This window comes from Paenibacillus naphthalenovorans, from assembly GCF_001465255.1.
In the GTDB taxonomy this organism is placed as follows: Bacteria; Bacillota; Bacilli; order Paenibacillales; family NBRC-103111; genus Paenibacillus_G; species Paenibacillus_G naphthalenovorans.
The window spans coordinates 2,476,137-2,502,764 of sequence record NZ_CP013652.1; the positions used below are offsets into that span (position 1 = coordinate 2,476,137).

Below are 26,628 nucleotides of genomic sequence, written 5' to 3' on the forward strand. Positions count from 1 at the left end.
CTAGCCCCACCCCTCATCTTTCACGATTTCAAAGGCGGACCGTAAACTTTCCATCCCATACCCAACGCCTATTTGAAAAACCGGCCGGTTCATCCGGCAAAAGCCTTCAATAATGCCTCCCTTACACGGTCTTTGCTGAAGGGCTTGACGATAAAATCGATGGCCCCCATAGAAACCGCACGAATCAAAAGCGCCTGCTGCCCCATCGCCGACACCATGATGACTTTGGCATCCGGGTCCATCGTCTTGATTTCCTTCAGCGCCGTAAGGCCGTCCATCTCCGGCATGGTTATGTCCAGCGTAACCAGATCCGGTTTAAGCTCGGAATAAAGCGTCAGGGCCTCCAGCCCGTTGCTTGCCTCCGCCACGATTTCATACCCAAATTCGATCAGGGAATTTTTGAGAATCATACGCATAAATAAAGAATCGTCTACGATAATAATTTTTTTCACGCCGGATTACCCCCACTTGTATGATGTATGTACGCAAGGATAAGTGGCAGCACGGTCCTATAATGGCAAGTGATCAGTCAAGCTGATTTGTAACACTCGAAAAAACTTGAGATGAGATGCCGGGTCACTAAAAAAAGACCTCCCGTTTGCCGTAAAGGAGGCCCGTATCAGACGATTTCCTCCGGTCCTTCGGCAACTGGCTGACGTAGTTTGCACATTAGTCCCTTTAGCATTGCGTCCTTGACTTTTACCAGGGTTGCCTTAGTCGAGTGAACCGATAATCAAATGTATTATAGCATCCTATGGTGAAAATACAAGAGCGAACTCTCGGCCTGAATAAGGTTAAACGGCTCTTCTTTTCTTATCTATAATTATACCTGTTCGCTCCAGGCATTGCCACAATTTTGTCAATTTTTATCAGTAAGCTGTAGAGCGCCATGTTTAATATGAGAATCCCGGATGTCCGCTGCTTATGCCGCCTCTGACGTGCCCGTCCCTCTTCAGCATCCGGTTTCATCTTGAATGGGCAGCTTCCTCGGATCGGTCTGTCGCCAATGGGGGTTCAGGAGATAGTGCGGAAATCTCCTTTCTCCACTCCGGAGTCATGTCTATGTTCAGCGCTCCAAGCGAGGGCTCCAACTGTTCAACACTGCGGGCGCCAATGATCGGGGCCGTGATCCCGGGATGAGACATGACCCATGCCACCGCTAATGAAACCGGATGAACGCCATGCTCATCCGCGTACCGGGTGAAGCGGTCCGCCGTCTCGTAATAGCCTGCATCGGCATAACGAAGCTTGTAATTCGCCTGCTCAACGAGCCGCCCCAGTTCAGGCTTTCGGCCGACACCGTATTTCCCTGTCAACAGTCCGCCTCCCAGAGGGCTGTAGGAGATGACGCCCATCCGCTCGGATTGAGCCATCGGCAAAATTTCGACCTCCGCCTGACGTTTCACCAGGTTGTACATCGGTTGAATGCATTCAAACCGGGCAAGGCTTTCCCTGGCTGAAATCCCAAGCGCCTTCGCGATCTGCCAAGCCGCCCAGTTGCTGACTGCCGGATGCAGTATTTTTCCCTGCCGCTGAAGATCGTCCATAGCCCGCAAAATCTCTTCCATATCCGCTTCCGAATCGAAAGCGTGAACGAAATACAATTCGATCCGGTCCGTTCCGAGCCGCTTCAAGCTTTCCTCTACCGCAAGCATGATGTACCTGCGTGACAAGCCCCGGTCATTGATGCCCTCTCCGGTCTTCCCGTGAACTTTGCTGGTAAGAATGACATCATTGCGGATTCCGGCAATGCACTTGCCCAATATTTCTTCTGCAAGCCCTTTATTATACACATCGGCGCAATCGAAGAAATTTATGCCTACCTCCCGGCATCTTCGGAACATGGCCATAGAGGCTGCCTCGTCGGCTGCACCTCCGAAGGACATTGTGCCGAAGCAAAGACTGGATACTTTCATTCCTGTTTTACCTAATGTACGGTATTGCATCTAACCTTCCCTCCTCTTCATGAGCCAAAGGCATCGGCCGACAGAATCCGCCTTCTATGCATTCAGCGCACATTGGTTTACGTTCAACGTGTTCATCCGCAAAACTGCACAATTCCAATTCAAAAGCGCTCCCGGGTTATGTATTCGTCATTGAGGGCTCCATCTCCGGCTTGCGCCTGTTTACATCATACCATAAAAGACCGGAATACCTTCACCGCTTTTTGCCTTCCAACGGGTGAACCAAGGGTGAACCAAGATCGTCTAATATTCAAAATCATCACGCATCCGCCTTGGAAGGAGGTGAAAGAAGATGAAAACGGGAACGGCAATTGCCATCGCGATCGCGGGCGCAGCACTGTTGTCCATATCCGTATGGCTCGGGTCCGGAGTGTTCACAAGGTCAGACGCGGAGCAACCGCCGACGCCGCCAAGCCAACAAGCCGGCTCCGCTCCAAACAGCCCCTCCGGCAATGAAGTCCAACCGGTTCCGCCTCCTGCTACACAGCCCGTTCCCGAGGTAAAGGCGCCCCAACGCGTACCCTATCATGGTCCGGTGGAGCATATCTTTTTCCATCCTTTGATTGCTTACCCCGAGCTGGCGTTCGATGGAGATTCGATGTCCCGGGGCTACGATGACTGGTTCGTTACCGTCAAAGAATTTAAAGCGATTCTCGAACAGTTATACCAAAGAGGATATGTGCTGATTGACATCCGGTCACTTTATGAAACCCGAGACGATCAAGGGATCCGAAGCGTATCCCGGAAGGAGCTGCTGGTGCCGGAGGGTAAAAAACCTCTGATCTTATCGGTGGATGATCTAAATTATTATGAATATATGATTCGGAACGGTAATGTAAGCAGGCTTGTCGTCGACGGTCAGGGACGGATTGCTGCGGAATCAACGAGAAGCGGCCAAACGCATATAGACTATGATAATGAAATTGTTCCCATCGTGGACGAATTTGTCAAAGCTCACCCCGATTTTTCCCTGGACGGAGCTAAGGGGGTTATAGCATTAACGGGTTACGAAGGCATCCTCGGCTATCGTACGCAAAATAGAAACACCCCCGGCTTCGAAATGGAAGCGCAGAAGGCGCTGACGGTAGTTGAAGCGCTGAAAGCCAACGGCTGGTCGTTTGCCTCACACGGCTGGGGCCATTTGGATGCAAGGAAAACCAGTCTGGACCGCTTTGTTGAGGACACTCAACGGTGGAAGGATGAGGTGGAATCACTCATCGGCCCCACCCCCGTTTATATTTATCCATATGGAAGCAGTGTGCTTCCCGGTGATCCAAAGTACCAGGCGCTGCTGGACTCCGGCTTTACCATGCTGTGCTCCGTTGGCCCGGAGCCTTATATCCGCTTTCAGTCCGACAGTATCATGATGGATCGCCGTCATATCGACGGCATCGCCCTGAAGGGTCAGGCCAAACGGTTATCCGGACTTTTCAATGCCTCGGAGGTGATGGATTCCGTGAGACCAAAGACGGAAACTTCAAAATAGCCTCCGACGCACTTACACACTCATCGTCTCTCCTTTATTGCTTGCCAATTCCTTCCTTTCGCCGAACAGCTTCTTGAGAAGCGGAGGCGTAATTAAGGTAGTCAGAATAACGACGATCACAACCGATGTAAAGAAATCCTGTGGAAGAAGATTCATTTCGAGTCCGATGGCGGCAATAATCAAGGCCACTTCTCCACGGGATATCATTCCGGCGCCGATCCGTATGGAAGAATTCCATGAGAAACCGGTCACACGCGCGCCCAAGCCGCATCCTATGATCTTGGTCAACACTGCCATGATAGTAAGTCCTGCAATGAGAGGCAGCTGCTCCATGATCCCGTTGAATGTGACGGAAACGCCGATACTGACAAAGAATACAGGGACAAACACCGCATAAGCAATCGGCTCCAGCTTGTGCTCGACTTCTTTCTTAAAATTCGTTTGGGCGATGGCAATACCCGCCGCAAACGCTCCGATAATGCCGGCAATTTGCAGCGATTCGGCAAGGTAAGAAAAGCCGAAGCAAATAATCAACGCTGCGCTTGTGACCGTTTCCGACACACGCAATGGCGCAAACCGCTTCATGATCCATGGAACGACCTTCCAGCCCAGAACAAGGATCAGGGCAAAAAACAATACTTTCTTGCCGATCAGCAGCCCTAAGCTGACATCTCCGCCGCCTACGAAAAAGCTCATCAGGAACGCGAGCAGAATGACAACCAGAATATCGTCCACGATAGCTGCGCCAAGGATGGTAACGCTTTCCCGGCTCTTCAATTGACCCAGGTCTTTAAGCGTTTGCACCGATATACTGACGGAAGTTGCCGAGAACAGCAGGCCCAGGAACAACGATTCGGCTTGTCCAAGCCCCATGAGCTGTCCTCCCGCATATCCCCCAATCAGAGGAAAAATAATGCCTCCGACAGCTACCGAAACCGATGAATTCCGGTTACGGTTTAACTCCTGAACATCCGTTTCCAGACCGGCTATAAACATCAATAGTAAAACCCCGATTTGACTGAACGCCTGCAGCATATCTGAATTTTGAACCCATCCCAGTACAGCGGGCCCAATCACGATACCCACGATGAGCTTCCCCAGCACCGCCGGCTGACCCAGCATGACACAAAGATCCCCTGCAATCTTTGTGGAAAGCAAAATGATTAACAACTGAAAGAAAAACAACAAGCCTATCACTCCCGTTAAAAATGGATTTGCAGCACAAAAGGAGCCTGTACAGACATACTGATATCGTCTGTGACAGGCTCCACCTAAGTACTGCTTATATTCTTTTCACCTCTATATTCTAGCATGGATAATATAAATAATTCAAGAGTTTTTTTTGTTTTAAGTACATATCGTTTCACTTTTACACAAGAAGAAGCCCTGGATTAGGGCTCCTTTTTCATTCATATTCAACTTCACATCATTTCGGAGGTTCCTTACGTGGCGTAACATCCTGCCGGATCGATTCGCTTTTGTTCTCGGGACGGTCCGGAACATAAGGCAGCGGTGTCCGCTTGATCTGCGGCAGATAATGCTCCGACGCTTCCAGGCGTGCGCCGCAGTTCGGGCAAAATCGGGTTTCCTCCTTAACGGATTGACCGCAAGCACACTGCTTCTCGTGCTTCAACAGCCGGATCTGGTCTTCCAATTGACGGATCTGCAACTCCAGGGATTGATTTTCCTTAGAATACATGCGCACTGTTTTTTCCGCTTTGCTGAGATCCGCCGCCTTATAAGCTTCATATACCTCTAAACCGATTTGATACAGATTTTGGTCAAGCTGTTTTCGCTTCGAATGAATTTGCGCTGTAATTTTGGTAACTTCAATCGCCTGTTGGGCTTTATCCGCCGCGCGGCTCGCCCCCTTCTTCAATTTCGACAAGAAATGGTTCATGCGCAAGCCCCCTACTCCTAATCAGTTCCCCTACTGTATCATACCGAATTTCCCGCCAGCATATAACCACAATCAATCAGATTCAATCGACGGTTTAGAAAAAAACTCTGAACAAAGCTTTTGCTGAAGATACGTGTTATCTTTTTCGTTAAAAAAAACGAAGCCGCCTTTCCGCAGCTTCGTTTAGCGTTACCGTTATCCGGCTTGACCTGCCCTCAGTCTTCCAGCCGCTTTAATGCTGTCATAATAATCAGGGCTGCCGCTGAGCAGCCAGTTCCGGTGGCCTACAGCCGTTTCGTCCCGCTCCGGCTCGCCGTATGGCCATTCCTCGCCGATGCCTTCGACGTAGTCTTTCATCAGCATCAGAAAAGCTGCGCTCCACTGCCGCGTTCCTTTAATGGTCGGAACCAACGGGTAATATTTGTCATATGCCGCCCGAATCAGCGTATGGACGACTTCCTGCAGCACACCCGGAATATCCGCTTCCTCTACCTTTGCGGCAAGCTCGGCCGGGAGCTCCTTCTCATCTGTGGAGGCGTGCCGTTCATATTGCTCGGGCGTTACAAACCCTTTTTTCATAGCTATCCACAGCTTCATCCGGTCAAGCGCAGGCTTGTACGCCTCAGGTACCGACACCGTCAGCTCCGGCTTCGGATCGTCCAAATTAATCACAAACGATTCTTCGAATTTATTCAACTTTACGTTTCCGCGTACACCCAGCCATCTTAAAGCAAGCAGTGCGTGCGTTCTGGCTTTCGGATCGATTTCCTCATTGCGGCAAACTCTGCGAAGCAGCTTTTCGCTTCGAGGATCGGGTACCATGCACAGCAGACGGACCGCCGTGAGCACCGACTCCGCATCTTGTTCGAGCCATACCTTGACCTGCTCAAAAACATTGTCAAGCGGTTCCGACATTAGCCAGTCGAGCTCAATCCTCCGGTCCGCATATTCGGAGAGGCTCAGGATCCCCTGCCGCTTAAGCAGCTCTTCACCGTAGCGTTCGACCAAATCGCGATACGATTGCTCCAATTCCTCAGCCATTTGTGCCAGCGCCTGCTTTTCTTCTGCGCTCAAGCCGCCGCGGGTAAGCATCCTGCGCAGCCATTCCGCCATGGCTCCGGGATTTTGCCGCCACATCATCAAAGCAAAGGATATCATGTCCTTGTCGTAGGCAACGCCTTGCTGCATAGCAAAACGGGCAAGTATCGTTTGTACATCATACTCTTTGCGCATCAGGCTCAAGGCCAGCACAAGGCCGTTCCAGGCGTTCCCGTTCTCCTGATTCTCTACAATCGCACGATAAAAACAAAAGGCAGCCGCCCCGTATGACTCCGCCTGCAAGTATTGTCGGCCCAAATCCCCGAATTGACTCATCCAAATGTTCGCCCCCATGTGAAGTTGGAATATATGACAAGTATACATGACAACCTAGCCTTAAGAAAGCTTAGTTCAGGATTTGAGCATGCTAAATGCGTAACAGCATGATCGGAGGCGAAGACGTTGTCTTATTACTGCGCAGTATGCAACGGTATGGAATCGCTTGAATGCGCTTGTCCCGTTTGCGGGCATCCGGCTCAGGATGAAGGTAAGCTTAGCGATTTTTACGGCCCTTATTCCCCTTACCGGAATATAGATGATTTAAAATTAACGAACGGTTTTATCGACCTGGAACAGCATATCTGCGTCCATTCCATCTACTGCCCGGAGTGCGGCCGGTCATCACCACAACCGGTGCGGGAAACCAATCAACTCCATTAAAAAAAGCTGCAGCTTCCATTAGGCAAGCTGCAGCTTTTTTGCTTTACGTCCGTACTTCATCTTTAACATTTTCTCGAACAGCTGCTTGACCATCCGAATTTCGGAAGCATCCAGCTTCATAATCGAGAAATAAGATTGTACTTTTTCATCCTCTATGAACTTGTCCCATGTCAGCACCACATTTTGGGCCATCGCTTCGTCCAGGCTCGACAAAATCTGTTTTTTAATGCCTCCGGTACATATTTTAAATGGATCCTTGCCATAATATTTTTCAGAAGCGGCCGCCTCCGGCTTCATTCGAAGCAGCTGCACCGCATTGAACGCATCATCGAGCGCGGAATGGTGCTGGCCGATGGGCTGCAGCTCATAATCCGCCAACGCTTTGTGCAGCCCGCCTTCGAAAAACGAGGTCATGTCGATCAGATTGGCAAGCCACTTGTCAGCGACTCCGTTGATTTTACAATCCACGAACAAATGAAAATAATCGTTGCCTCCCCAAGCCAGCATCTTATATTCATCTCCGCAAAAATCAATAAACTTGTCAATCACGGTTCGAAACCCGTCACTTTGAAGCAAGGTTTCCTTAGAAATTCCGGTAAATTGCAAAGCGAATTTATTTAAGCGGAAGTTGGGCCGGATGTAGCTTTGGAATGTATCCACAATCTCCAGGCGTTCGTTCAGCTTTACAGCCCCGATCTCAATAATTTCCATGGGATGTATGTCATAATGCTTTCTGCCGTTAAACTCCAAATCGATCACGATATAATGCATGCTGTGTCTATCACCTCGTCTCTAAGCATACCACGATCAGCCCGTGTTTCCTACCTTCATTCATTGCCATTTCCGAGCAGCTTCCATGATTTTTGCCCTTCATCTCTTTTTGCTCATCCTGTCTCTATGGGGGGCGATTGCAACCATTCACGCTATGGAGCGTTTAAAACCGTCTTAAATAATGAGAAAAATAGAAATAAAAAAGAAGCGCCATGATTGCAACTGGCGCTTCTAACTCCCTTGAATAGATGCTGCTTCCTTAGTTGTCTGTTTTTTGACCAACGACCGTTCCTGTCCATTCTTCGTAGCATTTGATTACGGCGCTCATATCTTCGCCGCCCCAGCCGCTGTTGCAGGCGGTTTGGAACACCTGCTTGACCGAAGACAGCACAGGCACGGGAACCTGAAGCGACTCCGCCAGCCGGTTGGCCAGTTTCAGGTCCTTATGCATCAGCTGTGTCATGAATTGGGCCGAGAAATCGCGGCTTAGCATTTTGGGACCCTTCATCTCCGCCATTCCGCTGCGTCCTCCGCCGCCGGCAAGCACCTCCAGAAAACGCTCGGGGTCTCCGCCGGCTTTTTGAATCATCACCAGGCTCTCGGCCAGTGCCAACAAGTTGGCCGCAACCAGCATGTTATTCGCAAGCTTGGTGTTCGACCCGGCTCCGCTGCCTCCCATGTAGACCGCTTTTTTGCCCATAATGTCAAAGAAAGGGGCACATTGGTCGAAGATTTCGCTCTTCCCTCCAACGATGAACGTCAGATTGCCTTCAATAGCTTGCGGCTCGCTTCCCGTCACCGGAGCATCCAGCATTTCTACTCCGTAAGCGGCCAAGGCTTGTGCCAGCTTCTGGCTCGTTTCCGTATAAATGGTGCTGCAATCCACCACAATCCGAGGCTTGCTGCCAGCAGACGAGGCGCATGCGGAAACGATCCCCTGTTCTCCCAGATAGACCTCCTCAACGGCCCGATCATCCGTAAGCATGGTAAAAACAATATCCGCCTGCTGCGCCGCTTCAGCCGGTGATGCCGCGATCCGGACGGACGGGAGACCTTCAAAATCTTTGGTTTTGTCACGATTGCGGTTATAGACCGTGAGAGGATAGCCTGCTTTATGCAAATTCAGCGCCATCGGCTTACCCATTGTACCCAATCCAATAAATGCTAGTTTCAACTGTGATTCCTCCATTTCCCCGAGATTCAGATCAGATATAACGGCAGTCCATAATAAAGCCTGTCCAAGCGGATTTCCAATATTTCCAAAACGAACAATCATTTTTATCATATCATATTGTTGAATGACCAGACAATTTAACAGCTTGGCAGTTGCACCGCTTCTATATCCTTCCTGTATACGGTTTCAATTTGCATGGATCGGTTCGTTGGCGGGCTTATTGTATGTGGTTTTCATTTGGCAGGCAAGGGAGGGGGCTTACCCAATGCCGGGCAGGCCCCTTTGACTTCTGGCATATGATCAAACGGAAGCATGGAACAGGTCGGGCACATACTCGATTTTGGACTGCGCCACGATCGTTAATTGCTTATTCTGGGGATCGTAGGCCACAGGACCGTCCTTGACGTAAAACCATACTTTCTTCGTCGGCTGATCGTCGGATTCATAAAAGACAAACACGTTCAGCTCGCTTTTCCATCTCAGGATTTCCTCTACGTTCGAATCCGGAGGCACACTCAGGGTGAATTTGTAGTTGTCTCCCGATTGCTCCAGTTTATATTCGACGGACTGCTTACCCGTATCGATAAACGTTCTGCCGCCCACCGCATGTTTGACCAAAAGGGTTTCCTTCATGACATATCTCCTCCTTAAGGCAGATCGATCAGCATGAAGAACGCTTCTTCATCCGCCGCGATGGTCATCTTGGACAACGCTTCAATTCTGGCCGTATCTCTGGGTTCCAGTGGGGTGCCGTCTACTGTCAACCGTCCCTCGATGACAAAGAGAAACACACGCCGTCCTTCTTCTTGTTGGAAAATGATTTGTCTGTCCTTCTCCAATCTGCTCAAGTATATGGTCATGTCTTGATGAATGGCCGCCGCTCGATCCGATCCCTGACGGGAAACGACAGGCAGCAGCGTATTGTTCATCCGCTTCGGATCGTAGCTGCTCGTTTCATAGGAAGGAGCAAGTCCCCGCTCGCTCGGCATAAACCACAGCTGCAAGAGCTCCAGCTCCTCGGTCTCCGAAGCGTTATACTCCGCGTGAATCATCCCGCTCCCCGCAGTCATTCGCTGAATTTGGCCGGCAGAAGTCACGGCCACATTGCCCAAATTATCCTCATGCTTGATGGCGCCGCTCAGCACAATCGTGACGATCTCCATATCGCTGTGCGGATGGGGGCCAAACCCGCGGCCTGCCGCTACTACATCGTCATTGCACACACGCATAACCCCAAAGCTTGTATTGTCCGGGTCGTAATACGCGCCAAAGGAAAAACTGGGACGGCTGCGCAGCCATCCGAGATCCATAGCATAGCGGGATTCCGCAGGATATACCTGTATCATTGAGGATCTTCCTCTCCATAGGGGTTGTTGATCAGCTTAACCTCATTGTAAGCGGTAGGACCATTTTCTTCAATCTATAACAACCGGCCGGCTGTCCCTCGACAACCGGCCGGTTTCGCGTTTTGGTATGATATTATAAAACGGCTGCGGCCAATATTTCCGCGATATCCTTTGTTTTGACCTGCTCATCCACATTCTTGAGCTTTGCGCCGTCACTCATCATCGTGAGACAGTAAGGACAGGCGCTGCTGATCAGGGTGGGACTTACCGCCATGGCTTGTTCCACTCTGGCTACGTTCACGCGTTTGCCGGCGGTTTCTTCCATCCACATCATCCCGCCGCCCGCTCCGCAGCACATGCCGTTCTCCCTGGTTCTTTCCATTTCTACCAACTCCACTCCGGGTATGGCTCTCAGAATGTTTCGCGGTTGTTCATATACTTGATTATAGCGGCCCAAGTAACACGAATCATGGTACGTAATCCGTTCTTGGACTTCCCTTACAGGAACCAGCTTCTCTTCTTTGACCAGCTGCTCCAGCAATTCCGTGTGGTGATAAACATCCGCTTCCAGTCCGAATTCCGGATATTCATTTTTCAATGTATTATAGGTATGAGGACAAGCCGTTACTATTTTTTTGACGTTGTATTTTTTAAATATCTCTATATTCTCTTTACATAGCTCCTGGAATAAAAATTCATTGCCGAGCCGACGCGCGGTATCCCCCGAGTTTTTTTCCTCTTCGCCAAGAACAGCAAAATTGACATTCGCTTTGTTTAACAGCTGAACCAAGGAACGAGTCACTTTATTGTTTCTATTATCATAAGAACCCATCGAGCCGACAAAATAAAGCACCTCGAAACCGGGATTTTCTTTCACGGTCGGCACGTGTACATCCTCTGCTTCCTCTTTCCACTGAAAACGATCCTTTTTACTAAACCCCCACGGATTTCCCTGTCTCTCAATATTCTGAAGCGCACGCTGTCCTCCCGAAGGTATGCTTCCCTGCATCAGAACAAGCTGGCGGCGCAGATCGATAATTTTATCCACGTGTTCGTTGCCGACCGGGCATTGATCCTCGCAATTTCTGCAGGTGGTGCATTCCCAAACTTCTTCTTCACTCATGACATCCCCGATCAATTGGACGTCTTCGATTTTTTTGTCCGTCATCGTCCAGCCCAGCTTCTGCCTCTGCATCGTCGGGGCAATATCGGTAACGGCATGCTCCGGAAACGATTCCGAGTGATCCGGAGGCTGGAACGAATGCGAACCCTCGGTACCGAATACAAAGCTTGGAACCCAAGGCGACTTGGAGGTCAAAAGCCGGCCCTTCTCCGTCAAATGATCACGCAGCTTCACGATCATATGCATAGGAGATAAAGACTTTCCGGTATTGGAAGCCGGACAAACATTGGTGCATCTTCCGCATTCCACGCAAGCATAAAAATCCAGCATTTGCTTTTGCGTAAACTCTTCGATGCTCGAAACACCGAACGATTCGGCATTCTCGTCTTCCAAATCAAGCGTTTTCAACTTTCCTGCCGGCTCGCTTTTCTTTAACCATATATTGAGCGGTGCCGTAATAATATGAAAGTGCTTGGATTGCGGGACATAAATCGCAAAGGACAGCAGGATCACAAGATGAATCCACCAAAAGGTGTAGTACAGAACATAAGCCGTCTGCGGGGATCCCCCTTCAAATAGAAGAGAAATGGAAGAAGAGACCGGTGCATACCAGGAAAATCCATGCTGCAGTACGGCTCGCTCTAACGCCAGCGTGAACAGAATGGAAAGCATCAGCGAAAAAATGAACAGGAGCACAATGCTGGGCTTCCATCCTTTTTTGAGCCGCTTCACCTTCTCGATATACCTTCGGTAACCCGCATAGCCTGCAGCCAATAATACCAGCAGCACGGTGATTTCCTGCATCAGGGAGAACGTGTCGTATCCCGGAATGGGCAGCGGTTTCCCGGATAGTCCTTTGTAGATTAAATCGACAGCGCCGAATTGTAATATAATAAAGCCGTAAAAGACAATGACATGCATCCATCCACTTTTTCGATCTTTTAACAGCTTCTTTTGCCCGAAAACCTCGGCGGAAAACGCCTTCAGGCGTTCTTTAGTATTCCGTGGAATGGATGCAGGCTTGCCCAAACGAATATAAGTGTACCGTACATGAACGGCCTTAAATGCCAGATAGAGCGCAATTCCGGTGACCACTAAAAACGAAAAAAAATGAATGGGAGCCCACATAGCAATCTCTCCTAATTTTCCGGTATCGCCAAAATTGGTTTTTTACTTGTTCTCGACCATCTTATGATGGATTTGCCGGACTCAAGATCTGATGTCTGACGTAATTCAGATGCTTCATGAAGGCCTCACAGGCCTCTTCTTTATTTTTCTTTTTGAATGCATCCAGGATGGGCTTGTGCATTTCGGCAAGCTCCTGTAAATCGCGGAAATAAAACTGGCCGGTAAAATACCAGATGCGGCTCATCTTATTCGTGATATCCTCCCACACTTGATACATGAAGGAATGTTCGGCGATTTTATATATTATGCTGTGAAAAGCCACGTCATTCAATCTCATTTTGTCAATATCGTCTGTTTTGCCCGCCTCAACCATATTGTTATAAATGTCCTCCAAGGCGGCGACATCCTCATCCGTAATCCGCTCAATGGCCCGGCGAATGGCAAATACTTCGATCACTTCCCGAAAGGTGTAGATTTCCTCTATATCTTTCTTGGAAAAATTCGAAACATAGGTTCCTTTATTCCCATGGGTGACAACGAGTTCATCCCTGCGAAGAAGTCCTAAAGCTTCGCGCACCGTGCTTTGGCTGACGCCGTAGGTTCTGGCAATCTCCAGTTCGATGATCCGGTCTCCGGATTTCAGCTCGGATCGGATAATGGATTCCTTGATCGACTCATACACCTGTTCGGCAAGTGATTTGTAAACGACTTTCTTTTTGATCATAGACACATCCTTTACGCGGGATACCGGTCATGGTTGAGCTGTCCCATTCCCAAGCAGCTTATCCAATCGACTATATTTTACCGTATTCCCGCATGATTTCAAATTCTGCGGCCTGATCGGTATCCAACACCGGGTCGGTCAGTTCGCCAATCTTCTCCGGAACTCTTCGGTCAGGAGAGGAACGATTTCAAACAAATCGCCGACGATCCCGTAATCCGCAATCTGAAATATCGGAGCCTCCGGGTCTTTATTGATCGCAATGATGACCTTGGAGTTCGACATCCCGGCCACATGCTGTATCGCTCCAGAGATCCCGCATGCGATATAAAGGTCGGGTGTAATCACCTTTCCCGTTTGACCGATCTGCATCCCATAGTCGCAGTAGCCTTCGTCACAAGCGCCTCTGGAAGCTCCCGTCGCTCCGCCGAGAACGGAAGCCAGCTCATTCAAAGGCCCGAAGCCTTCTTTGCTTTTCACGCCCCGCCCCCCTGAAATGACGATTTTCGCTTCGGCTAAATCGATCGCGCCCGTAGACTTCAGCACAATGTCGCGGATCACGGTTTGTACATCCACATTGTCCGCTTCACAAAAGACGACTTCCTGCACCTTGGGCGACGGTTCCGCCTTGAAGTTGTTCGGACGTATCGTGACGAACATGTTCTCTGTCGTAAACCGTTTTTTCTCGAAAGCTTTACCCGCATAGATCGGGCGTATAAAGCTCAGATCATGGCCATTCAACTCCACATTCGTACAATCTGAGATCAAACCGTATCCGAAACGGGAAGCGATTCTCGGAGCTACGTCCTTCATATTCACGGTATGTCCTGCGAGGATGACATCCGGGTTCGTTGCCTGAATCACTTTCCGGTAGGCATGATAGTAGATGTCGGCCTGATATCTGTCGAATTGGGGATCGGCGAACACCATCACCTGATCCGCACCATGCTGCCCTAATACCTCGGCATACCGGGATGCCTGGCTTCCGAACACCGCCGCAACCAAGCTCCCGTCTCCGGCAATTTTTTGGCCGAGGGACAGCGCCTCTAAAGATACCTGACGGAGTACGGAGCCTTTCATTTCCGTAAAAACCAGCACGTTTCTGTTCATCGCTCTTCTTCCTCTCTAAAAGATGGATGTTTTTTCAAACAGGATGTTCACCAAAGCATGAGCTGCGCCATTTGAATCCTGATGATCGATGAACCGGCATGCCTGCCTTTTGGGAGGCAGGTAACGGCTCACTGTTTCCGTCTTTGGGGTGCTGTCCAATACGCCAAGCTCCTCGAAGCGGATCGTCTCGATCGGCTTTTTCTTCGCCTTCATAATATTGGGCAGTGACGGGTATCGCGGTTCGTTAAGACCCTGCTGACAGGTGATCAGTATGGGAAGCTTGCTTTCGATTTTATATACGTCGCCCTCTACATCTCTCTCGATGTGAACCCGGTCCGATTCCACCGCCAATTGAATCACGGATGTGACATGAGGGAGCATGAGTTCTTCCGCCAGGCGAACCCCTACTTGTCCCGCCCCGTTATCGATCGATTGATTTCCGGTCAGAATGATATCGATGTCCTTATCCTTTAAGTAATGGGCCAGCGTCTTGGAGATGACATATTCGTCGCCTTCCGCTCCGCTGATCCTCACGGCCTTGTCGGCTCCCATGGCCAAAGCATACCGAAGGGCGGTTTCCACACGCTCCGGACCGATCGTGACCACGGTTACCTCTCCTCCGAATTGTTCGCGCAGCCTTACCGCTTCCTCCACCGCATATTCATCATATGGATTAATAATCCAATTCGCCTGATCTTCCACGATATTCCCGTTTTCCAGCCTGATTTTCTCTTCCGTATCGAAGGTTTGTTTCAAACATACCCATATATTCAAGCCGATCCCTCCCCGTGCTTGCTTTCTTATTAACGATGCTTAAATACAGGCTTGCGTTTTTCAAAAAAGGCGTTGACGCCTTCTCTCACATCATCGGTTTCATGAACTTGCTGAAAAAGCCCGCGTCCGAACGCATCGAAATCATGCTTTGAGCCGAGGTACCGATTTACCGCCCGTTTGGCCGCCTGTACCGCGGCGGCAGGAAGGGAAGCAAGCCGTTGGGCAAGCTCTTCAACCGCTTCGGCCAGACGCTCCGCAGGCACGATTTCCGTAGCCATTCCCATGCTTTTGGCTTCCGCAGCCTGAATCACGCTGCCGGTAACCATCAGCTTCATGGCATGGCCGGAACCCGCAATGTCGATCATTCGTTCCAGCCCGCCATTTCCCGGAAATACGCCTCTGGTGACTTCGGGAAATCCGAATTGGGCGTTTTCCGCAAAAATCCTGAAATCGAAGGCCACGGCAAGCTCAGCGCCTCCCCCCAGGGCATTTCCTTGAATGCAAGCGATGGTCGGCTGCGGGGCGTTTAGAATCGAACGCAGCATCAGATGGCCCTCATCCCACGCTTTACCGGACGCCTTGTTTTCAATCCGCTCCGGAAATTCCTTCATGTCGGCTCCACAGCAAAAATGCGGGCCTTCCGCTGCAAACACGATCACACGAACGTTGGAATCCTGGGACACTCGCGAAAACACATCTTTAAGCTCTCTCTTCACCTGATTGGACAATACATTCATTTTGGGATTGGAAAGTGAAATGCGGGCAATCCCGTCAGCCACCGATTTGATTTGGACGTACATGGGATCATCACCCCTGCAATATTCTCCGGGTCGGCCATACATAATAATCCGTTGTCATCTTTCCCTCGCTGCATTGAACCCGGATGCTTTTCTTCCAATCGCGATCGTTTTTCTCGGGAAAATCTTCTCTGTAATGACAGCTTCGGCTTTCCTTTCGTTCTCTGGCGGAAAGGACGATGATTTTTGCCGTGATGATCATATGATGCAATTCCTTCGCCTTGGCGAACAGACTGTCATCGATATGATACTTACCGCTCATCAGGTCCGTCTCCAGGCCGCATAAAAAATCCCAGGCTTCCGAAAGCCTCTGCTCGCTTCGGATCACCAGACAATTTCGGTGCATCATGTCTCTCACCGAATCGGCGGCTTTCTCTATGCTTTTCGTTCCATGAACGCTCTTCCGAAGCCATGCCCGATAGCTGTCCATCCGATCTGCCGCTTGAAGCTGCGGATCCGGCTTCGTGGTTTGGCGCTTTGCATATTGCGCAGAAGCCGTACCCGTCCGGTGGCCGAATACCTGCCCTTCCGCCAGGGAGTTGCCTCCCGGCCGGTCCGGTCCACGCAGTCCGCCCGCCGTCTCGCCGGCAACGTACAGTCCCGCAATAGCCGTCTCGCCGTTCATATTCAAAATCTGGACTCCCCCGTTGTTGCACTGGGAAATCAGTCCGATCTCGAATGCATCCTTGTCCAGATCCGTCCCCTTGCTTTTCAGCACGCGTTTGGTTTTGGGCATTTTCGACTCGATCAAATCATCGGTCCCCGGTCTTTTTTTATACCACACCCCGCCTCGGGGGGTCGGATGGTTTTCTGACTCCCGCTGAATCGAGGTATCCAGATAGAATGAAACGTTGGATACGGAGAACGGAAACACTTTTTCCTTATATACCTCTTCAACCGTTACGCCTTCCGGAAGGATATCCTTAAAAATCGATTCCCCCTTCCCGTTCGTAAGCTCGGGATTCGTTTTCCAGACCGGGCCGGAGAGAAGCGTAATGGACGGAAACAAGGAAGCCGGTCCGATCTGCACAAACTCCATATTGATCAAGGGAAGCCCCAACTGATAGGCCATGGCATAACCGTCGCCTGTCATATCCGGGGTACCTACGCCATATTTATAAATACCATGGGAACCCCCGCAAGCAAAGATGACGGCCGGTGTCCGGTAAAGCACGATTTCCTGCGTCTGCCGATGCCAGCCCAAGGCCCCGGTCACCTTTTTATCGGCGTCAGTCAATATGTCAAAGATCATCATATCTTCATCCACGGGCACATCGAGCGCTTTTAGCCTTTTTGCCAAAATGGCAAGAATGTGTCTTGCGGTGACTCCGTTTACCCGGCAGGTTCTGGGATACGTTGCATAGTCGCTCATGCCTTGAACCAATTTCCCGTTCGGCTGTTTATCAAACTCCAGTCCCAGATCGATCAGGTCATAAATCCGGTCCGGCACTTCATGCGCTAATCCCCACACCAGTTCGGGATCAATGAAGCCTTCCCCGGATTCCATCGTATCGGAATAATGAATTTCCGGATGGTCCCGCTCATCCCCGTGACCGATCGCCGCTGCGATGGAAAGCAATTCAGAGAAAGCCGTAGCCGTTGATCCGCTTTTTAACCATTGGGATTTGACCGCCATCCTGACATCGGCCCCAGCCTGTTTGGCCGAAAGCGCCGCACGGGCTGCCGCCCCGCCGCCTCCGACCACAAGGACATCCGCATCAATTTCTTTAGCAATCCTTTGTTTGGACATGATTTGGTCTCCTTACTCAAAAATATGGGAAGACATCGGCCTGACTGCCGGATCAATGGTCACCGGGAAATCGATATAAGGCAAAATTTCCTTCTCTATATCGATTCCCGGAGCGTATTCGGCGAGAACCAGGCCTTCTTCACCCAACCGGAATACGGCTCTCTCTGTAATGTATAAAGGTGCCTGCCCTTTTTGTCTGGCGGCATCGGTATTGAATGTCAAATGCTCTACCTGCGGGATAAACTTCTTATGCCGTCCTTCCTTCACAACAGCCAGCTTCCCGTCGCGAATTCGGACTTCGAGTCCTCCGCTCGTCAGCGTGCCGCAAAACAAGATTTTCTTTGTACGGTGAACGATATCGATAAAGCCGCCCGAACCGCGAAAAATGCCGTTAAACTTGCTGACGTTGACATTGCCGGCTCCGTCAATTTGCGCAAAGCCAAGCAGACTGGCCGACAAGCTTCCGCTATGGTAATAGTCAAAGGCTTGCGGAGAAGTGAGAATGGCCGTCGGATTGATATGTGCTCCGAACACTTCCTCCCCCATCGGAATCCCGCCGACGGCGCCGTGCTCCAGAGAAAACGTAACCTGATCGAAAAAATGCTCTTCGATTAATAACTGCGGCAAGGAAACCGGAATACCGACCCCCAGATTGACGACGGAGCCCGGGGCCAATTCTTCCGCAGCCCTGCGCAGTATAATCTTTCTGGTGTCCAGGGGAAGCGGCTCGGCTATGTCATCGATCGGGGCCTTGATCTCTCCCGTCCAGCTCGGATGATGATATTCGAGCAGACTTTGCTTTTGCTCAGGATCAATCACGACGGCATCGACTAAAATACCCGGAACGGCGATGGAACGCGGATGCATCGAACCTTTGGCGGCAAGCCTCTTGGCTTGAACAATAACGTATCCCCCGTTAGCCTTGGCAGCCATCGCCATCTCTAAGCCGGCCAGCGTCACCGGTTCATGCTCCAGGGAGACGTTGCCGTCCTCATCGGCCGTCGTTCCGCGGATGATTGCAGCATGGACAGGCAGCGGACGGTAATAAAGATATTCTTCTCCAGCCACCTCGATAACCTCATTCAGACTCTCCGTCGTTCTTTCGTTCAGCCTTCCCCCTTCAATCCGGGGATCCACATACGTTTGCAGTCCGACCTGCGTGAACATGCCTTTATTGCCGCCGGCCATGCTCCGGATGAGATGGAATAACGTTCCCATGGAAAAGCTGTACGCTTCAATTTGATTGCTGCGGATCATTTCCGTAATCCTGGGGCTTTCCTTGACATTAAAGCTTCCGCTGATCAGCCTTTTCAGCATGCCGGGCTTTGCCAGATGATCCAGTCCCGTCGTTCGTTCTTTATCCCATCCGACACGAACCGGGGTAATGACCGTCAGGTTGGAAGGACTGCCGCAGCTATCGAACCGATGACCCAGGGCCGAGATGACTTTTTCCGGGCATAGAATCGAAATCAGGCCCCCGATAGTAATCGTCGAATCATCGGGAATGTTCGCTACGGCTTCTTCCGCCGTCATGACCTTGGAGCGAGTCGTTACGCTTCTCTGGTATGCAGACATTGTCTCTTCCCCCTCCTTTCTTGCTAGATTTCATACTTGCGCAGGTCAAATAAGTCAGCCGTGAGCTTTCCCTGCTTCAATTGTTCGATGACCGTTTTTTCAAACTCGACCTTCTCTTGAGCCGCCCGCACGATCTCTTCCAGCCGGTTGGAAGGAACCACGGCTACGCCGCTGGCATCGGCAAGAATAATATCTCCCGGATGGACAATCGTACCTCCCGCAACGATCGGAGCATTTAGCCTGCCGGTATTTTTTTTCTCCGCTTTTTTGATCGATACCGAGTGCGTGAATACCGGGAATCCAAGATCGATGATTTGTTCAATGTCCCGGACGCTGCCGTCGATCACGAGCCCCTTAATATTGCGTTCCATAGCTGCAATGGTGAGAATTTCTCCCCAATAGCCCGCTTCATAGTGCTGATTCGTTGTCGCGACCAGCACATCCCCCGGTTTGGCGCTGGCCACGGCCAGGTGCAGCATCAGGTTATCTCCGGGGTGGCACTTGACCGTCAGTGCAGGCCCGCAAAGCTTGAAGCGGCGGTCCAGCGGCTTGATATTCGCCGTCATGGCGTGTTCATTGCCTGTCAGGCAATCGGAAACAATCGCCGCATCGAACTGTGCCAATTGTTCGGTTAACGCAGCCGCGCTTTGATCAATCATCCTTCTTCTCATCTCCCTGTGAGATTGTCTTTTACTTCCGCTGATCGAATTTTCTTTGGAGTACGGCTGCGGCCAGCATCGTCTTGTGAACCTGCACCGTACCGCCCGCAATCGAGGCCGCACGGACACAGCGGTAGTACCACTCCAGCGGGTATTCTCGTGAAAAGCCGTATCCTCCATGAAGCTGCAGGCAATCGTCCGTAATTTTTTTCGCGGCTTCCGCAACATAAACCTTGGCTATACTCACGGACGTCTTATCGATTGCGCTGTCGAGCACCTCGGCGGCCGCCTTATAAAGCAGAGTCCGGGCAGCTTCCAGCTGCAGATACATGTCGGCAATCATCCACTGCACACCCTGAAACTCACAGATCTCCTTTCCAAACTGCCTGCGCTCTTTCACGTACTGGCAGGTACGATCGAAGGCCGCTTGCGCAATGCCCAGCGTTTGGGCCGCATAGCCGAGACGCACTCCGTTATACACGCCCATTAAGGCTTTAAATGCATTTTTGGTCACCAGTACATTTTCTTTCGGAACAAGCGCTTCATCAAAATAAAGCGCGGTCTGGTATTCGCCGCTCATATTTTCCTCGGCTACTCCGACCGAAAAGCCCGGCGTTCCGCGTTCCACCAGGATGGCCCCGATATCGGACGGTTTGCCCGAATTGCCGAATCGGGCGTACACGACAAACGCATCCGCAAGATGCCCTTCGCTGACAAAGATTTTCGAGCCGTTCAGCTTGTAATAATCGCCGCTTTCCACAGCCGTCGTTTTCAGATCGGTAGCCGCACTCCCCGCATCCGGCTCACTCATGCCCAAAGCGACGTAATATTTACCCGCCGCAATTTTGGGCAAATATTTACTCTTCTGCTCCGGAGTCCCCAGATGATTTATAAAATTGGCGATGCCCGGACCCGTATGATACACCATCCGTCCGCTGGTCGGACATACTTTGCACAGCTCCTCGATAATCAGCATCGCACTGAATAAATCCAGATTCATCCCGCCGTATTCTTCAGGCAGCGTAATGCCGAGAAATCCATGCTCGGAGAGCATCTCCGCGTTTTTCCAGAAATCCTCGCCCTCCAGCCAATGCTTGGCCGGCGTCAGCTTGCGCGAGGCGAATTCCCGCGCAACCGCCTGCCATTCCAACTGCTCTGCTGTCAATTCGTAGCCCATTGGTCAACTCTCCCAAAATATCATAGTAAATTGGCACACGGCGTCATCCGCTTTATTTCGAGCTTGAATATACGACTTTAAGTGCGGTCAAGAAATCCTTGCCTGTCGAACCGATGGAATACGGGCCGACGGCGGAATGCTTCAGCCCCCCGAAGGGAACGTGAGATTCGCTGATCGTTCCATTGTTGATATGGATCATGCCGGTCTCGATTTCTTCCACGGCCTGTTCCGCATACGGCATATGATGCGTAAAGCAGGACACAGCCAGACCGTATTCACTGTTATTGGCCACTTGAACGGCTTCATCAAAGCTGTCCACCGGTATCACGACAAGGACAGGACCAAAGATTTCTTCCCGGGCAATTCTCATGTCCGGCGCTGCATTCGTAAATACCGTCGGCTCATAATAATAGCCTCCGTTCACCCCCGACGGCCTTTTCCCCCCGGCCGCCAAAACGGCGCCCTCCTCTAGCCCGATGCGCACATATTGCTCCACCGTATCCAATTGGTCTTGACTGACCAGCGGGCCCATGTTCACTTTGTCCGACATCCCGTCACCTATGACGTATTGGGCCAGCTTTTCCGTCAAAGCCCGGGTGACCTCTTCGACTCTCGATCTTTGTACGACAATCCGGCTGATCGAGGTGCATCGCTGTCCGCTCGCCGCGAAGGCTGCGGCCAAGATCTGATCGACGGCTCCGTTCACATCCGGATAGTCATAAATAATGCCGGCATTTTTACCGCCCATCTCCAGCTGCACTTCGATCAGACGTTCCGCCGCCAGTTTGTATATACCGGACCCGACGGCCGTTGAGCCGGTGAAGGTTACGCCTTTGACCAGCGGATGCGAGACGAGCGTATTTCCCACGCTTCGGCCCGAACCGACAATCAGGTTCAGCACGCCTGCCGGAAGCCCCGCTTCTTCGAACAATTCAATGATTTTCGCGCCCATCGCCGCCGTCACCGTTGCTGGCTTAAATACAACGGTGTTCCCGGCGGCCAGCGCCGGAACGATTTTACGAAGCGGAGTCACCAGCGGGAAATTCCAGGGAGAAATGGCGGCAATCACCCCTTTGGGGACACGGATCGTCCTGACATGAATCCCCGCACGCTCGCTTGGAAGCGTTTCTCCCGTCAATCGAAGCGCTTCTCCGGCGGAGTAGCGCGCCTCGTTGATCGCTTTCGTAATTTCACCGTGGGCTTCCTTGATCGGCTTCCCCATTTCTCGGGTGAGCAGTTCAGCCACTTCCTGCCTTCTTCTCTCCAGGACATCAATAACGTTGTAGATCTTCTCGGCACGTTTGACGGCAGGCACTTTAGACCAGGTTTGAAAGGCCTCGTGAGCAGACTCCACAGCCTGAATCGTTTCTTCTTTCGTAGCATTGGTTACAACAGCTACGATCTCACTGGTATTTGCCGGGTTTTCTCTCTGGATGATTTCTCCGGATTCGGATGCAACCCAACGTCCACCGATATAATTGTTCACCTGGATAGCGGTTTGCTGTGCGTTTCCCATTGTGGATTCCCCTTATCTGATTTTTTCGATCATTCTCCGTAAGTCCGCCGTTGTGCAATCCTTCGGATTGGCACTCGTCATCCCGGATTCAAAGGCTTCTTTCGCGATCACATCCAGCTCGTCATCGGATGGATGCAGACCCAAAGCGGTTAACGTCGTAGGGATTTCCAAATCGTGAATCAACTGTTCCACCGCAGTAATGGAACGTTCGGCAGCCTCGCGCAAGCTTAAGCCTTCCACATTCTCGCCAAGCGCGACCGCAATATCTCTGAACTTCTCATAGTTGGTGCTTACGTTGTATCTCATGACGACGGGGAGCAGCAGTGAATTGGCAAGGCCGTGCGCAACGCCCAAACGTCCTCCGAGCGGATGCGAGATGGCATGAACCGCTGCGATTCGTCCCCAAATGAACGCCGCACCGGCGATCGTAGATGCGAGCATCATATGCGATGCGGCGTTCAGGTCCGCCCTGCGTGCCACGAATGGGCGCAGATGCCGTCCGATTAACCGGATCGCATACAATCCGAACGCTTCGGTAATCGGCTGCGCCTGATTGGAAGTATACGATTCGATCGCATGGCTTAACGCGTCCATGCCTGTGATCGCCGCCACCCCTCGTGGCACGGTGGTCAGTAATTGAGGGTCGAGAATAGCCGCTTTGGCATGCAGGTGTTGACTTAGAATCCCCATTTTATAATGGCGTTTGTTATCTTTTAGTACGGTAGCATGGGTCACCTCCGATCCGGTGCCTGCCGTCGTCGGTATGGTGATGATCTCAGGGCCCTTGTTCGGAATTTTGTCTTTTCCTTCATATTGAGTCAGGTCTCCGGCATTCACGACGGCAATGGATACCCCTTTGGCCGTGTCGATAGAACTGCCTCCACCCATACCGATGAGTGCATCGCATCCGTTCTCGATATACAGGTTTTTCACATGCTGCACAATCTCGATGGTAGGGTCCGGTTCTACCTCCGTGAAAGTGAAGAATTCAATTCCCGCACTGCTGAGCAGGCTTTCCACACGCTTCAAATTACCGGATTGCACGATCCCTTTATCCGTACAAATCAATACTTTTTTGTAGTTGTACTTACGGATAATCGTCGGCAGTTCGTTAATTTTGTTTACTCCGTAGTAAATTTGCGTATGCAGACCAAATTCAAAGGAATCCAAGACGAGGTTCATCGGTTCACGACCTTTTGTTTATTTTTATCGATTATCGATAATCTATAATGAATTAATCATATCAAAATTGCCGTCATTCGTAAAGATGATTTTTGGCCCTTGCTTTTCATTAATGCGCTCCTAAATAGGCATTTTTAATCTCGTCGAGCAGTTTGGACGCATCGTCGTTGGCCACGATCCTGCCGGCCTCCAATACATATCCGCGATGGGAGATGGCCAGGCTTTGTCTCGCGTTTTGTTCGACCAGCAGCACCGTAGTGCCGCTTTGATTGATTTGCTTAATCGCTTGAAACATATTTTGAACAATGACCGGAGCCAGCCCAAGGGAAGGCTCATCGAGCAGCAGCAGTTTAGGCTTTGCCATCAGTCCTCTTCCGATCGCACACATCTGCTGCTGCCCTCCGGAAAGCGACCACCCCAGCCGATCCATCAACGGGATAAGATCGGGAAAGATCTGGGTAATCTCCTCGATATCCTGATTCACGATATGCATGGGAACCTTCCTGCCGGTTGCTCCTAGGATTAAATTTTCCCTGACCGTGAGCCCGGGGAAAATTTTTCTTCCCTCAGGCACATGAACCAGTCCCCGGCGGACGATTTCTTCCGGTGCGATGTGATCAATCGGTTGTCCCATAAACTCGATCGTTCCGGTTTTCGGGCGAATCAGCCCGGAGATCGTTTTGAGCGTTGTGGACTTGCCGGCTCCGTTCATACCGAGCAGAGCCACGATTTCCCCTTCCCTGATCTCAAGTGAAACATTGCGAAGCGCAACAATCTCGCCATATCTTGTTTCGATCCCGTTAAGTCTCAGCACGCACAAATTCCTCCCCGAGATAAGCTTTAATCACTTCCGGATCATTCAATACTTGTTCCACGGATCCTTCACTGATTTTTTTACCGAAGTCCAGTACCGTAATGTAATCGGCCACTTGCGAAACCAGCTGCATGTCGTGTTCAATCAGCAGCATCGTAATGCCGAGCTCGTTCATCCGTTTGATCAGCTTGATCAGCTCCTGCGTTTCTTCCGGATTCATCCCTGCAGCCGGTTCATCCAGGAAAAGCAAATCGGGTTCCGCTGCCAGCGCTCTGGCGATCTCCACCAGCCTTTGTTGTCCATAGGAGAGATTCTTCACTTTCTCAAAATAGTTATCGAACCCTACAAAAGCGAGCGCTTCTTCCGCCCTGGCCCTGATCTTTCTTTCTTCCTCCCGGGCGGATCTGGAATTCAGCATCACATGGAACAGATTCGCTTTGGTCCGGGTATGCTGGCCGATCATGACGTTATCGATAACCGAAAGCTCGGGAAACAAACGAATATTTTGAAACGTTCTTGCGGCTCCCATTTGTACGATCAGGTGAGGCTTATGATTGGTGATCTCTTTTTCGCGATATTTGACAATCCCTTCGGTCGCCGTGTAGATCCCGCTTAATACGTTAATCACGGTCGTCTTGCCGGATCCGTTCGGTCCGATAAGCACGTGAATATCGCCCTTTTTCACATTAAAATTAACGCCGTCAACCGCTTTGACGCCCCCAAAATGCTTCTTTAAGCCTTTTACCTCAAAAATCACTTGATCCTCTCTTATTGGAGTTGCAGCATTGGCTTGCTCCAGATAAGACAGGCTCTTTCCTTCAACAAACTTGATCGCGCCGGCCTTTTCCGGACTGCCGCCCCTGCTTTTCTTTTTGATGAGCCGGCCATAAAGACCGCTGACCACTCCCCAAATCCCGTTCGGCAAAAAAATCAGGAACACGATAATCAAACCGCCATAAATCGCCAAATAGTATTCTTTAAAAGACCTCAGCCATTCCGGCAGCCAGGTTAACAATATGGTACCTACAAGCGCACCGATAATGGAATCCGCTCCTCCGGTAATCAGCATCGCAAAAAACGTGACCGATTGTTCAAAGATAAAGACATCCGGGCTGATATAGCCGTAGCCCGATGCGTACAAAGCTCCGCCGATCCCGCCCAATGTGGAGCATATGGCAAACGCCAGCATTTTCGTTTTGAACAGGTCCACGCCTGCGACCGATGCGGCAAGTTCATCTTCGCGCAGCGCGAATAATGCCCGCCCCAGTCTTGAATGTTTCAAACGGTAAACAAAGAGGATGCACAGGAATAAAACGGCCAGGCAGAACCAGTAGAACCATTTTGCATCCTCTATGCCGAACGGACGGGGAATGCTGCTTAATCCGTCGGCACCGCCGGTAACCCCCTTCCAGTTATGAAGCACAAGCTGGATAATGATTTGAAATCCTATCGTAACTAACGCCAGATAGTGGGTGACCAGCCGAAGAGAGATCGCGCCCAGGAATAATCCCGTTACGACCGGAATGACTAAGGCCAATACGACTCCGGCCCAATACGGCAAGCCGAACAGCACCGTCGTTGATGCAAGAGAATAAGCTCCCAATCCGAAGAAAGCCGCTTGGGCCAGCGAGATTTGTCCGGCATACCCCATCCCTACCGTCAATCCCAGCGTAGCAAAGCAAAATACCGTTGTCCGCAATAATTCCGTCATATAGTAGTTGCCCAGGCGTCCCCCCGGCAGTAAAAAAGGGAGACAAAAGGCAAAAACGACAAGCACCAGACCCACTACAATGAAAATGGGCTGCGCCGGCTTTAAGCTTTTCAGTTCTTTTTCCATACCGCCACTGCTTTGTATCGATTGGGTTTGCATGGTTTTGGTTTGCATAGACACACTCCCTACTCA

The 26,628-nt window shown here is 50.9% G+C and carries 24 protein-coding genes and 1 riboswitch; of the genes, 2 read left to right on the forward strand and 22 right to left on the reverse strand.

Translation table 11 applies throughout. The features are described 5' to 3' along the window. Positions 1–89: 89 nt before the first annotated feature. Both IJ22_RS12355 and IJ22_RS12360 read right to left on the reverse strand, forming a co-directional pair. Complete coding sequence (locus IJ22_RS12355; RefSeq protein ID WP_074727549.1) at positions 90–452, reverse strand: response regulator; 363 nt, start codon at positions 450–452, stop codon at positions 90–92. A 188-nt stretch (positions 453–640) separates the two neighbouring features. Further along, positions 641–723, reverse strand: a riboswitch (cyclic di-GMP riboswitch). A gap of 242 nt (positions 724–965) precedes the next feature. Further along, positions 966–1,946: an aldo/keto reductase gene (locus IJ22_RS12360; RefSeq protein WP_062409020.1), complete on the reverse strand. Its 981-nt coding sequence runs from the start codon at positions 1,944–1,946 to the stop codon at positions 966–968. 310 nt (positions 1,947–2,256) lie between these two features. Here IJ22_RS12360 and IJ22_RS12365 point away from each other — a divergent pair, with 310 nt between their 5' ends. Beyond that, complete coding sequence (locus tag IJ22_RS12365) at positions 2,257–3,450, forward strand: polysaccharide deacetylase family protein (protein WP_062409021.1); 1,194 nt, start codon at positions 2,257–2,259, stop codon at positions 3,448–3,450. A gap of 12 nt (positions 3,451–3,462) precedes the next feature. On the opposite strand, the gene IJ22_RS12370 is transcribed toward IJ22_RS12365, so the two are convergent. The 3 genes from IJ22_RS12370 to IJ22_RS12380 all read right to left on the reverse strand — a co-directional run bounded on the left by IJ22_RS12370 (position 3,463) and on the right by IJ22_RS12380 (position 6,724). Continuing rightward, positions 3,463–4,644: a cation:proton antiporter gene (locus IJ22_RS12370; RefSeq protein WP_145862584.1), complete on the reverse strand. Its 1,182-nt coding sequence runs from the start codon at positions 4,642–4,644 to the stop codon at positions 3,463–3,465. A gap of 232 nt (positions 4,645–4,876) precedes the next feature. Beyond that, entirely contained in the window at positions 4,877–5,350 is a 474-nt protein-coding gene (locus IJ22_RS12375; protein WP_062409023.1) for a zinc ribbon domain-containing protein, read from the reverse strand. Between the two features lie 195 nt (positions 5,351–5,545). Next, positions 5,546–6,724, reverse strand: a complete 1,179-nt coding sequence (locus tag IJ22_RS12380; protein ID WP_062409024.1) for a hypothetical protein — start codon at positions 6,722–6,724, stop codon at positions 5,546–5,548. A 126-nt stretch (positions 6,725–6,850) separates the two neighbouring features. Here IJ22_RS12380 and IJ22_RS12385 point away from each other — a divergent pair, with 126 nt between their 5' ends. Next, positions 6,851–7,108: a hypothetical protein gene (locus IJ22_RS12385; RefSeq protein ID WP_062409025.1), complete on the forward strand. Its 258-nt coding sequence runs from the start codon at positions 6,851–6,853 to the stop codon at positions 7,106–7,108. Between the two features lie 18 nt (positions 7,109–7,126). Here IJ22_RS12385 and IJ22_RS12390 read toward each other — a convergent pair whose 3' ends face one another. The 17 genes from IJ22_RS12390 to IJ22_RS12470 all read right to left on the reverse strand — a co-directional run bounded on the left by IJ22_RS12390 (position 7,127) and on the right by IJ22_RS12470 (position 26,610). Further along, positions 7,127–7,879, reverse strand: coding sequence for a 3'-5' exonuclease (locus IJ22_RS12390; RefSeq protein ID WP_062409026.1), 753 nt, complete (start codon positions 7,877–7,879; stop codon positions 7,127–7,129). Between the two features lie 259 nt (positions 7,880–8,138). Beyond that, a complete protein-coding gene (locus IJ22_RS12395) occupies positions 8,139–9,053 on the reverse strand; it encodes an NAD(P)-dependent oxidoreductase (protein ID WP_160327378.1) in 915 nt (304 codons plus the stop codon). 300 nt (positions 9,054–9,353) lie between these two features. Beyond that, a complete protein-coding gene (locus IJ22_RS12400; protein ID WP_062409028.1) occupies positions 9,354–9,686 on the reverse strand; it encodes a hypothetical protein in 333 nt (110 codons plus the stop codon). A gap of 14 nt (positions 9,687–9,700) precedes the next feature. After that, positions 9,701–10,399 carry a pirin family protein gene (locus IJ22_RS12405; protein WP_062409029.1) on the reverse strand — a complete coding sequence of 233 codons (699 nt, stop codon included), beginning with the start codon at positions 10,397–10,399 and terminating at the stop codon, positions 9,701–9,703. A gap of 133 nt (positions 10,400–10,532) precedes the next feature. After that, entirely contained in the window at positions 10,533–12,650 is a 2,118-nt protein-coding gene (locus IJ22_RS12410; RefSeq protein ID WP_062409030.1) for a (Fe-S)-binding protein, read from the reverse strand. 61 nt (positions 12,651–12,711) lie between these two features. Further along, positions 12,712–13,374 carry a GntR family transcriptional regulator gene (locus IJ22_RS12415; protein ID WP_062409031.1) on the reverse strand — a complete coding sequence of 221 codons (663 nt, stop codon included), beginning with the start codon at positions 13,372–13,374 and terminating at the stop codon, positions 12,712–12,714. A 138-nt stretch (positions 13,375–13,512) separates the two neighbouring features. After that, positions 13,513–14,481 carry an electron transfer flavoprotein subunit alpha/FixB family protein gene (locus IJ22_RS12420; RefSeq protein WP_062409032.1) on the reverse strand — a complete coding sequence of 323 codons (969 nt, stop codon included), beginning with the start codon at positions 14,479–14,481 and terminating at the stop codon, positions 13,513–13,515. A gap of 15 nt (positions 14,482–14,496) precedes the next feature. Beyond that, positions 14,497–15,255: an electron transfer flavoprotein subunit beta/FixA family protein gene (locus IJ22_RS12425; RefSeq protein WP_062409033.1), complete on the reverse strand. Its 759-nt coding sequence runs from the start codon at positions 15,253–15,255 to the stop codon at positions 14,497–14,499. Positions 15,256–15,284: 29 nt separating this feature from the next. Beyond that, positions 15,285–16,055, reverse strand: a complete 771-nt coding sequence (locus IJ22_RS12430; RefSeq protein WP_062409034.1) for an enoyl-CoA hydratase/isomerase family protein — start codon at positions 16,053–16,055, stop codon at positions 15,285–15,287. 7 nt (positions 16,056–16,062) lie between these two features. Further along, on the reverse strand, positions 16,063–17,802 hold the full coding sequence (locus IJ22_RS12435; RefSeq protein WP_062409035.1) for an FAD-binding protein: 1,740 nt from the start codon (positions 17,800–17,802) through the stop codon (positions 16,063–16,065). A gap of 12 nt (positions 17,803–17,814) precedes the next feature. Then, positions 17,815–19,377: an acyl CoA:acetate/3-ketoacid CoA transferase gene (locus IJ22_RS12440; RefSeq protein WP_062409036.1), complete on the reverse strand. Its 1,563-nt coding sequence runs from the start codon at positions 19,375–19,377 to the stop codon at positions 17,815–17,817. 23 nt (positions 19,378–19,400) lie between these two features. Then, a complete protein-coding gene (locus tag IJ22_RS12445; protein ID WP_062409037.1) occupies positions 19,401–20,036 on the reverse strand; it encodes an RraA family protein in 636 nt (211 codons plus the stop codon). A 31-nt stretch (positions 20,037–20,067) separates the two neighbouring features. After that, the gene (locus IJ22_RS12450; RefSeq protein ID WP_062409038.1) at positions 20,068–21,213 is read right to left on the reverse strand and encodes an acyl-CoA dehydrogenase family protein; all 1,146 of its coding nucleotides are present in this window, start codon (positions 21,211–21,213) and stop codon (positions 20,068–20,070) included. Positions 21,214–21,265: 52 nt separating this feature from the next. Then, positions 21,266–22,729: an aldehyde dehydrogenase family protein gene (locus tag IJ22_RS12455; RefSeq protein WP_062409039.1), complete on the reverse strand. Its 1,464-nt coding sequence runs from the start codon at positions 22,727–22,729 to the stop codon at positions 21,266–21,268. A 12-nt stretch (positions 22,730–22,741) separates the two neighbouring features. After that, the gene (locus tag IJ22_RS12460) at positions 22,742–23,911 is read right to left on the reverse strand and encodes an iron-containing alcohol dehydrogenase (RefSeq protein WP_062409040.1); all 1,170 of its coding nucleotides are present in this window, start codon (positions 23,909–23,911) and stop codon (positions 22,742–22,744) included. Positions 23,912–24,020: 109 nt separating this feature from the next. Then, the gene (locus IJ22_RS12465; protein ID WP_082660787.1) at positions 24,021–24,725 is read right to left on the reverse strand and encodes an ABC transporter ATP-binding protein; all 705 of its coding nucleotides are present in this window, start codon (positions 24,723–24,725) and stop codon (positions 24,021–24,023) included. After that, positions 24,712–26,610 (reverse strand): branched-chain amino acid ABC transporter ATP-binding protein/permease, encoded by a 1,899-nt coding sequence (locus IJ22_RS12470; RefSeq protein WP_201023614.1) that lies wholly within the window; start codon positions 26,608–26,610, stop codon positions 24,712–24,714. Before IJ22_RS12470 ends, IJ22_RS12465 begins: the two co-directional genes overlap by 14 nt. Between the last annotated feature and the right edge of the window lie 18 nt (positions 26,611–26,628).

What these genes read in the sequence shown, in the direction of transcription:
- IJ22_RS12460 (WP_062409040.1), bottom strand. Translation starts at nt 23,911, where the DNA reads ATGAACCTCGTCTTGGATTCCTTTGAATTTGGTCTGCATACGCAAATT.
- IJ22_RS12390 (WP_062409026.1), bottom strand. Translation starts at nt 7,879, where the DNA reads ATGCATTATATCGTGATCGATTTGGAGTTTAACGGCAGAAAGCATTAT.
- IJ22_RS12410 (WP_062409030.1), bottom strand. Translation starts at nt 12,650, where the DNA reads ATGTGGGCTCCCATTCATTTTTTTTCGTTTTTAGTGGTCACCGGAATT.
- IJ22_RS12435 (WP_062409035.1), bottom strand. Translation starts at nt 17,802, where the DNA reads ATGTCCAAACAAAGGATTGCTAAAGAAATTGATGCGGATGTCCTTGTG.
- IJ22_RS12450 (WP_062409038.1), bottom strand. Translation starts at nt 21,213, where the DNA reads ATGGGCTACGAATTGACAGCAGAGCAGTTGGAATGGCAGGCGGTTGCG.
- IJ22_RS12470 (WP_201023614.1), bottom strand. Translation starts at nt 26,610, where the DNA reads ATGCAAACCAAAACCATGCAAACCCAATCGATACAAAGCAGTGGCGGT.
- IJ22_RS12405 (WP_062409029.1), bottom strand. Translation starts at nt 10,399, where the DNA reads ATGATACAGGTATATCCTGCGGAATCCCGCTATGCTATGGATCTCGGA.
- IJ22_RS12365 (WP_062409021.1), top strand. Translation starts at nt 2,257, where the DNA reads ATGAAAACGGGAACGGCAATTGCCATCGCGATCGCGGGCGCAGCACTG.
- IJ22_RS12400 (WP_062409028.1), bottom strand. Translation starts at nt 9,686, where the DNA reads ATGAAGGAAACCCTTTTGGTCAAACATGCGGTGGGCGGCAGAACGTTT.
- IJ22_RS12380 (WP_062409024.1), bottom strand. Translation starts at nt 6,724, where the DNA reads ATGAGTCAATTCGGGGATTTGGGCCGACAATACTTGCAGGCGGAGTCA.
- IJ22_RS12420 (WP_062409032.1), bottom strand. Translation starts at nt 14,481, where the DNA reads ATGAACAGAAACGTGCTGGTTTTTACGGAAATGAAAGGCTCCGTACTC.
- IJ22_RS12360 (WP_062409020.1), bottom strand. Translation starts at nt 1,946, where the DNA reads ATGCAATACCGTACATTAGGTAAAACAGGAATGAAAGTATCCAGTCTT.
- IJ22_RS12455 (WP_062409039.1), bottom strand. Translation starts at nt 22,729, where the DNA reads ATGGGAAACGCACAGCAAACCGCTATCCAGGTGAACAATTATATCGGT.
- IJ22_RS12375 (WP_062409023.1), bottom strand. Translation starts at nt 5,350, where the DNA reads ATGAACCATTTCTTGTCGAAATTGAAGAAGGGGGCGAGCCGCGCGGCG.
- IJ22_RS12445 (WP_062409037.1), bottom strand. Translation starts at nt 20,036, where the DNA reads ATGATTGATCAAAGCGCGGCTGCGTTAACCGAACAATTGGCACAGTTC.
- IJ22_RS12440 (WP_062409036.1), bottom strand. Translation starts at nt 19,377, where the DNA reads ATGTCTGCATACCAGAGAAGCGTAACGACTCGCTCCAAGGTCATGACG.
- IJ22_RS12430 (WP_062409034.1), bottom strand. Translation starts at nt 16,055, where the DNA reads ATGTACGTCCAAATCAAATCGGTGGCTGACGGGATTGCCCGCATTTCA.
- IJ22_RS12415 (WP_062409031.1), bottom strand. Translation starts at nt 13,374, where the DNA reads ATGATCAAAAAGAAAGTCGTTTACAAATCACTTGCCGAACAGGTGTAT.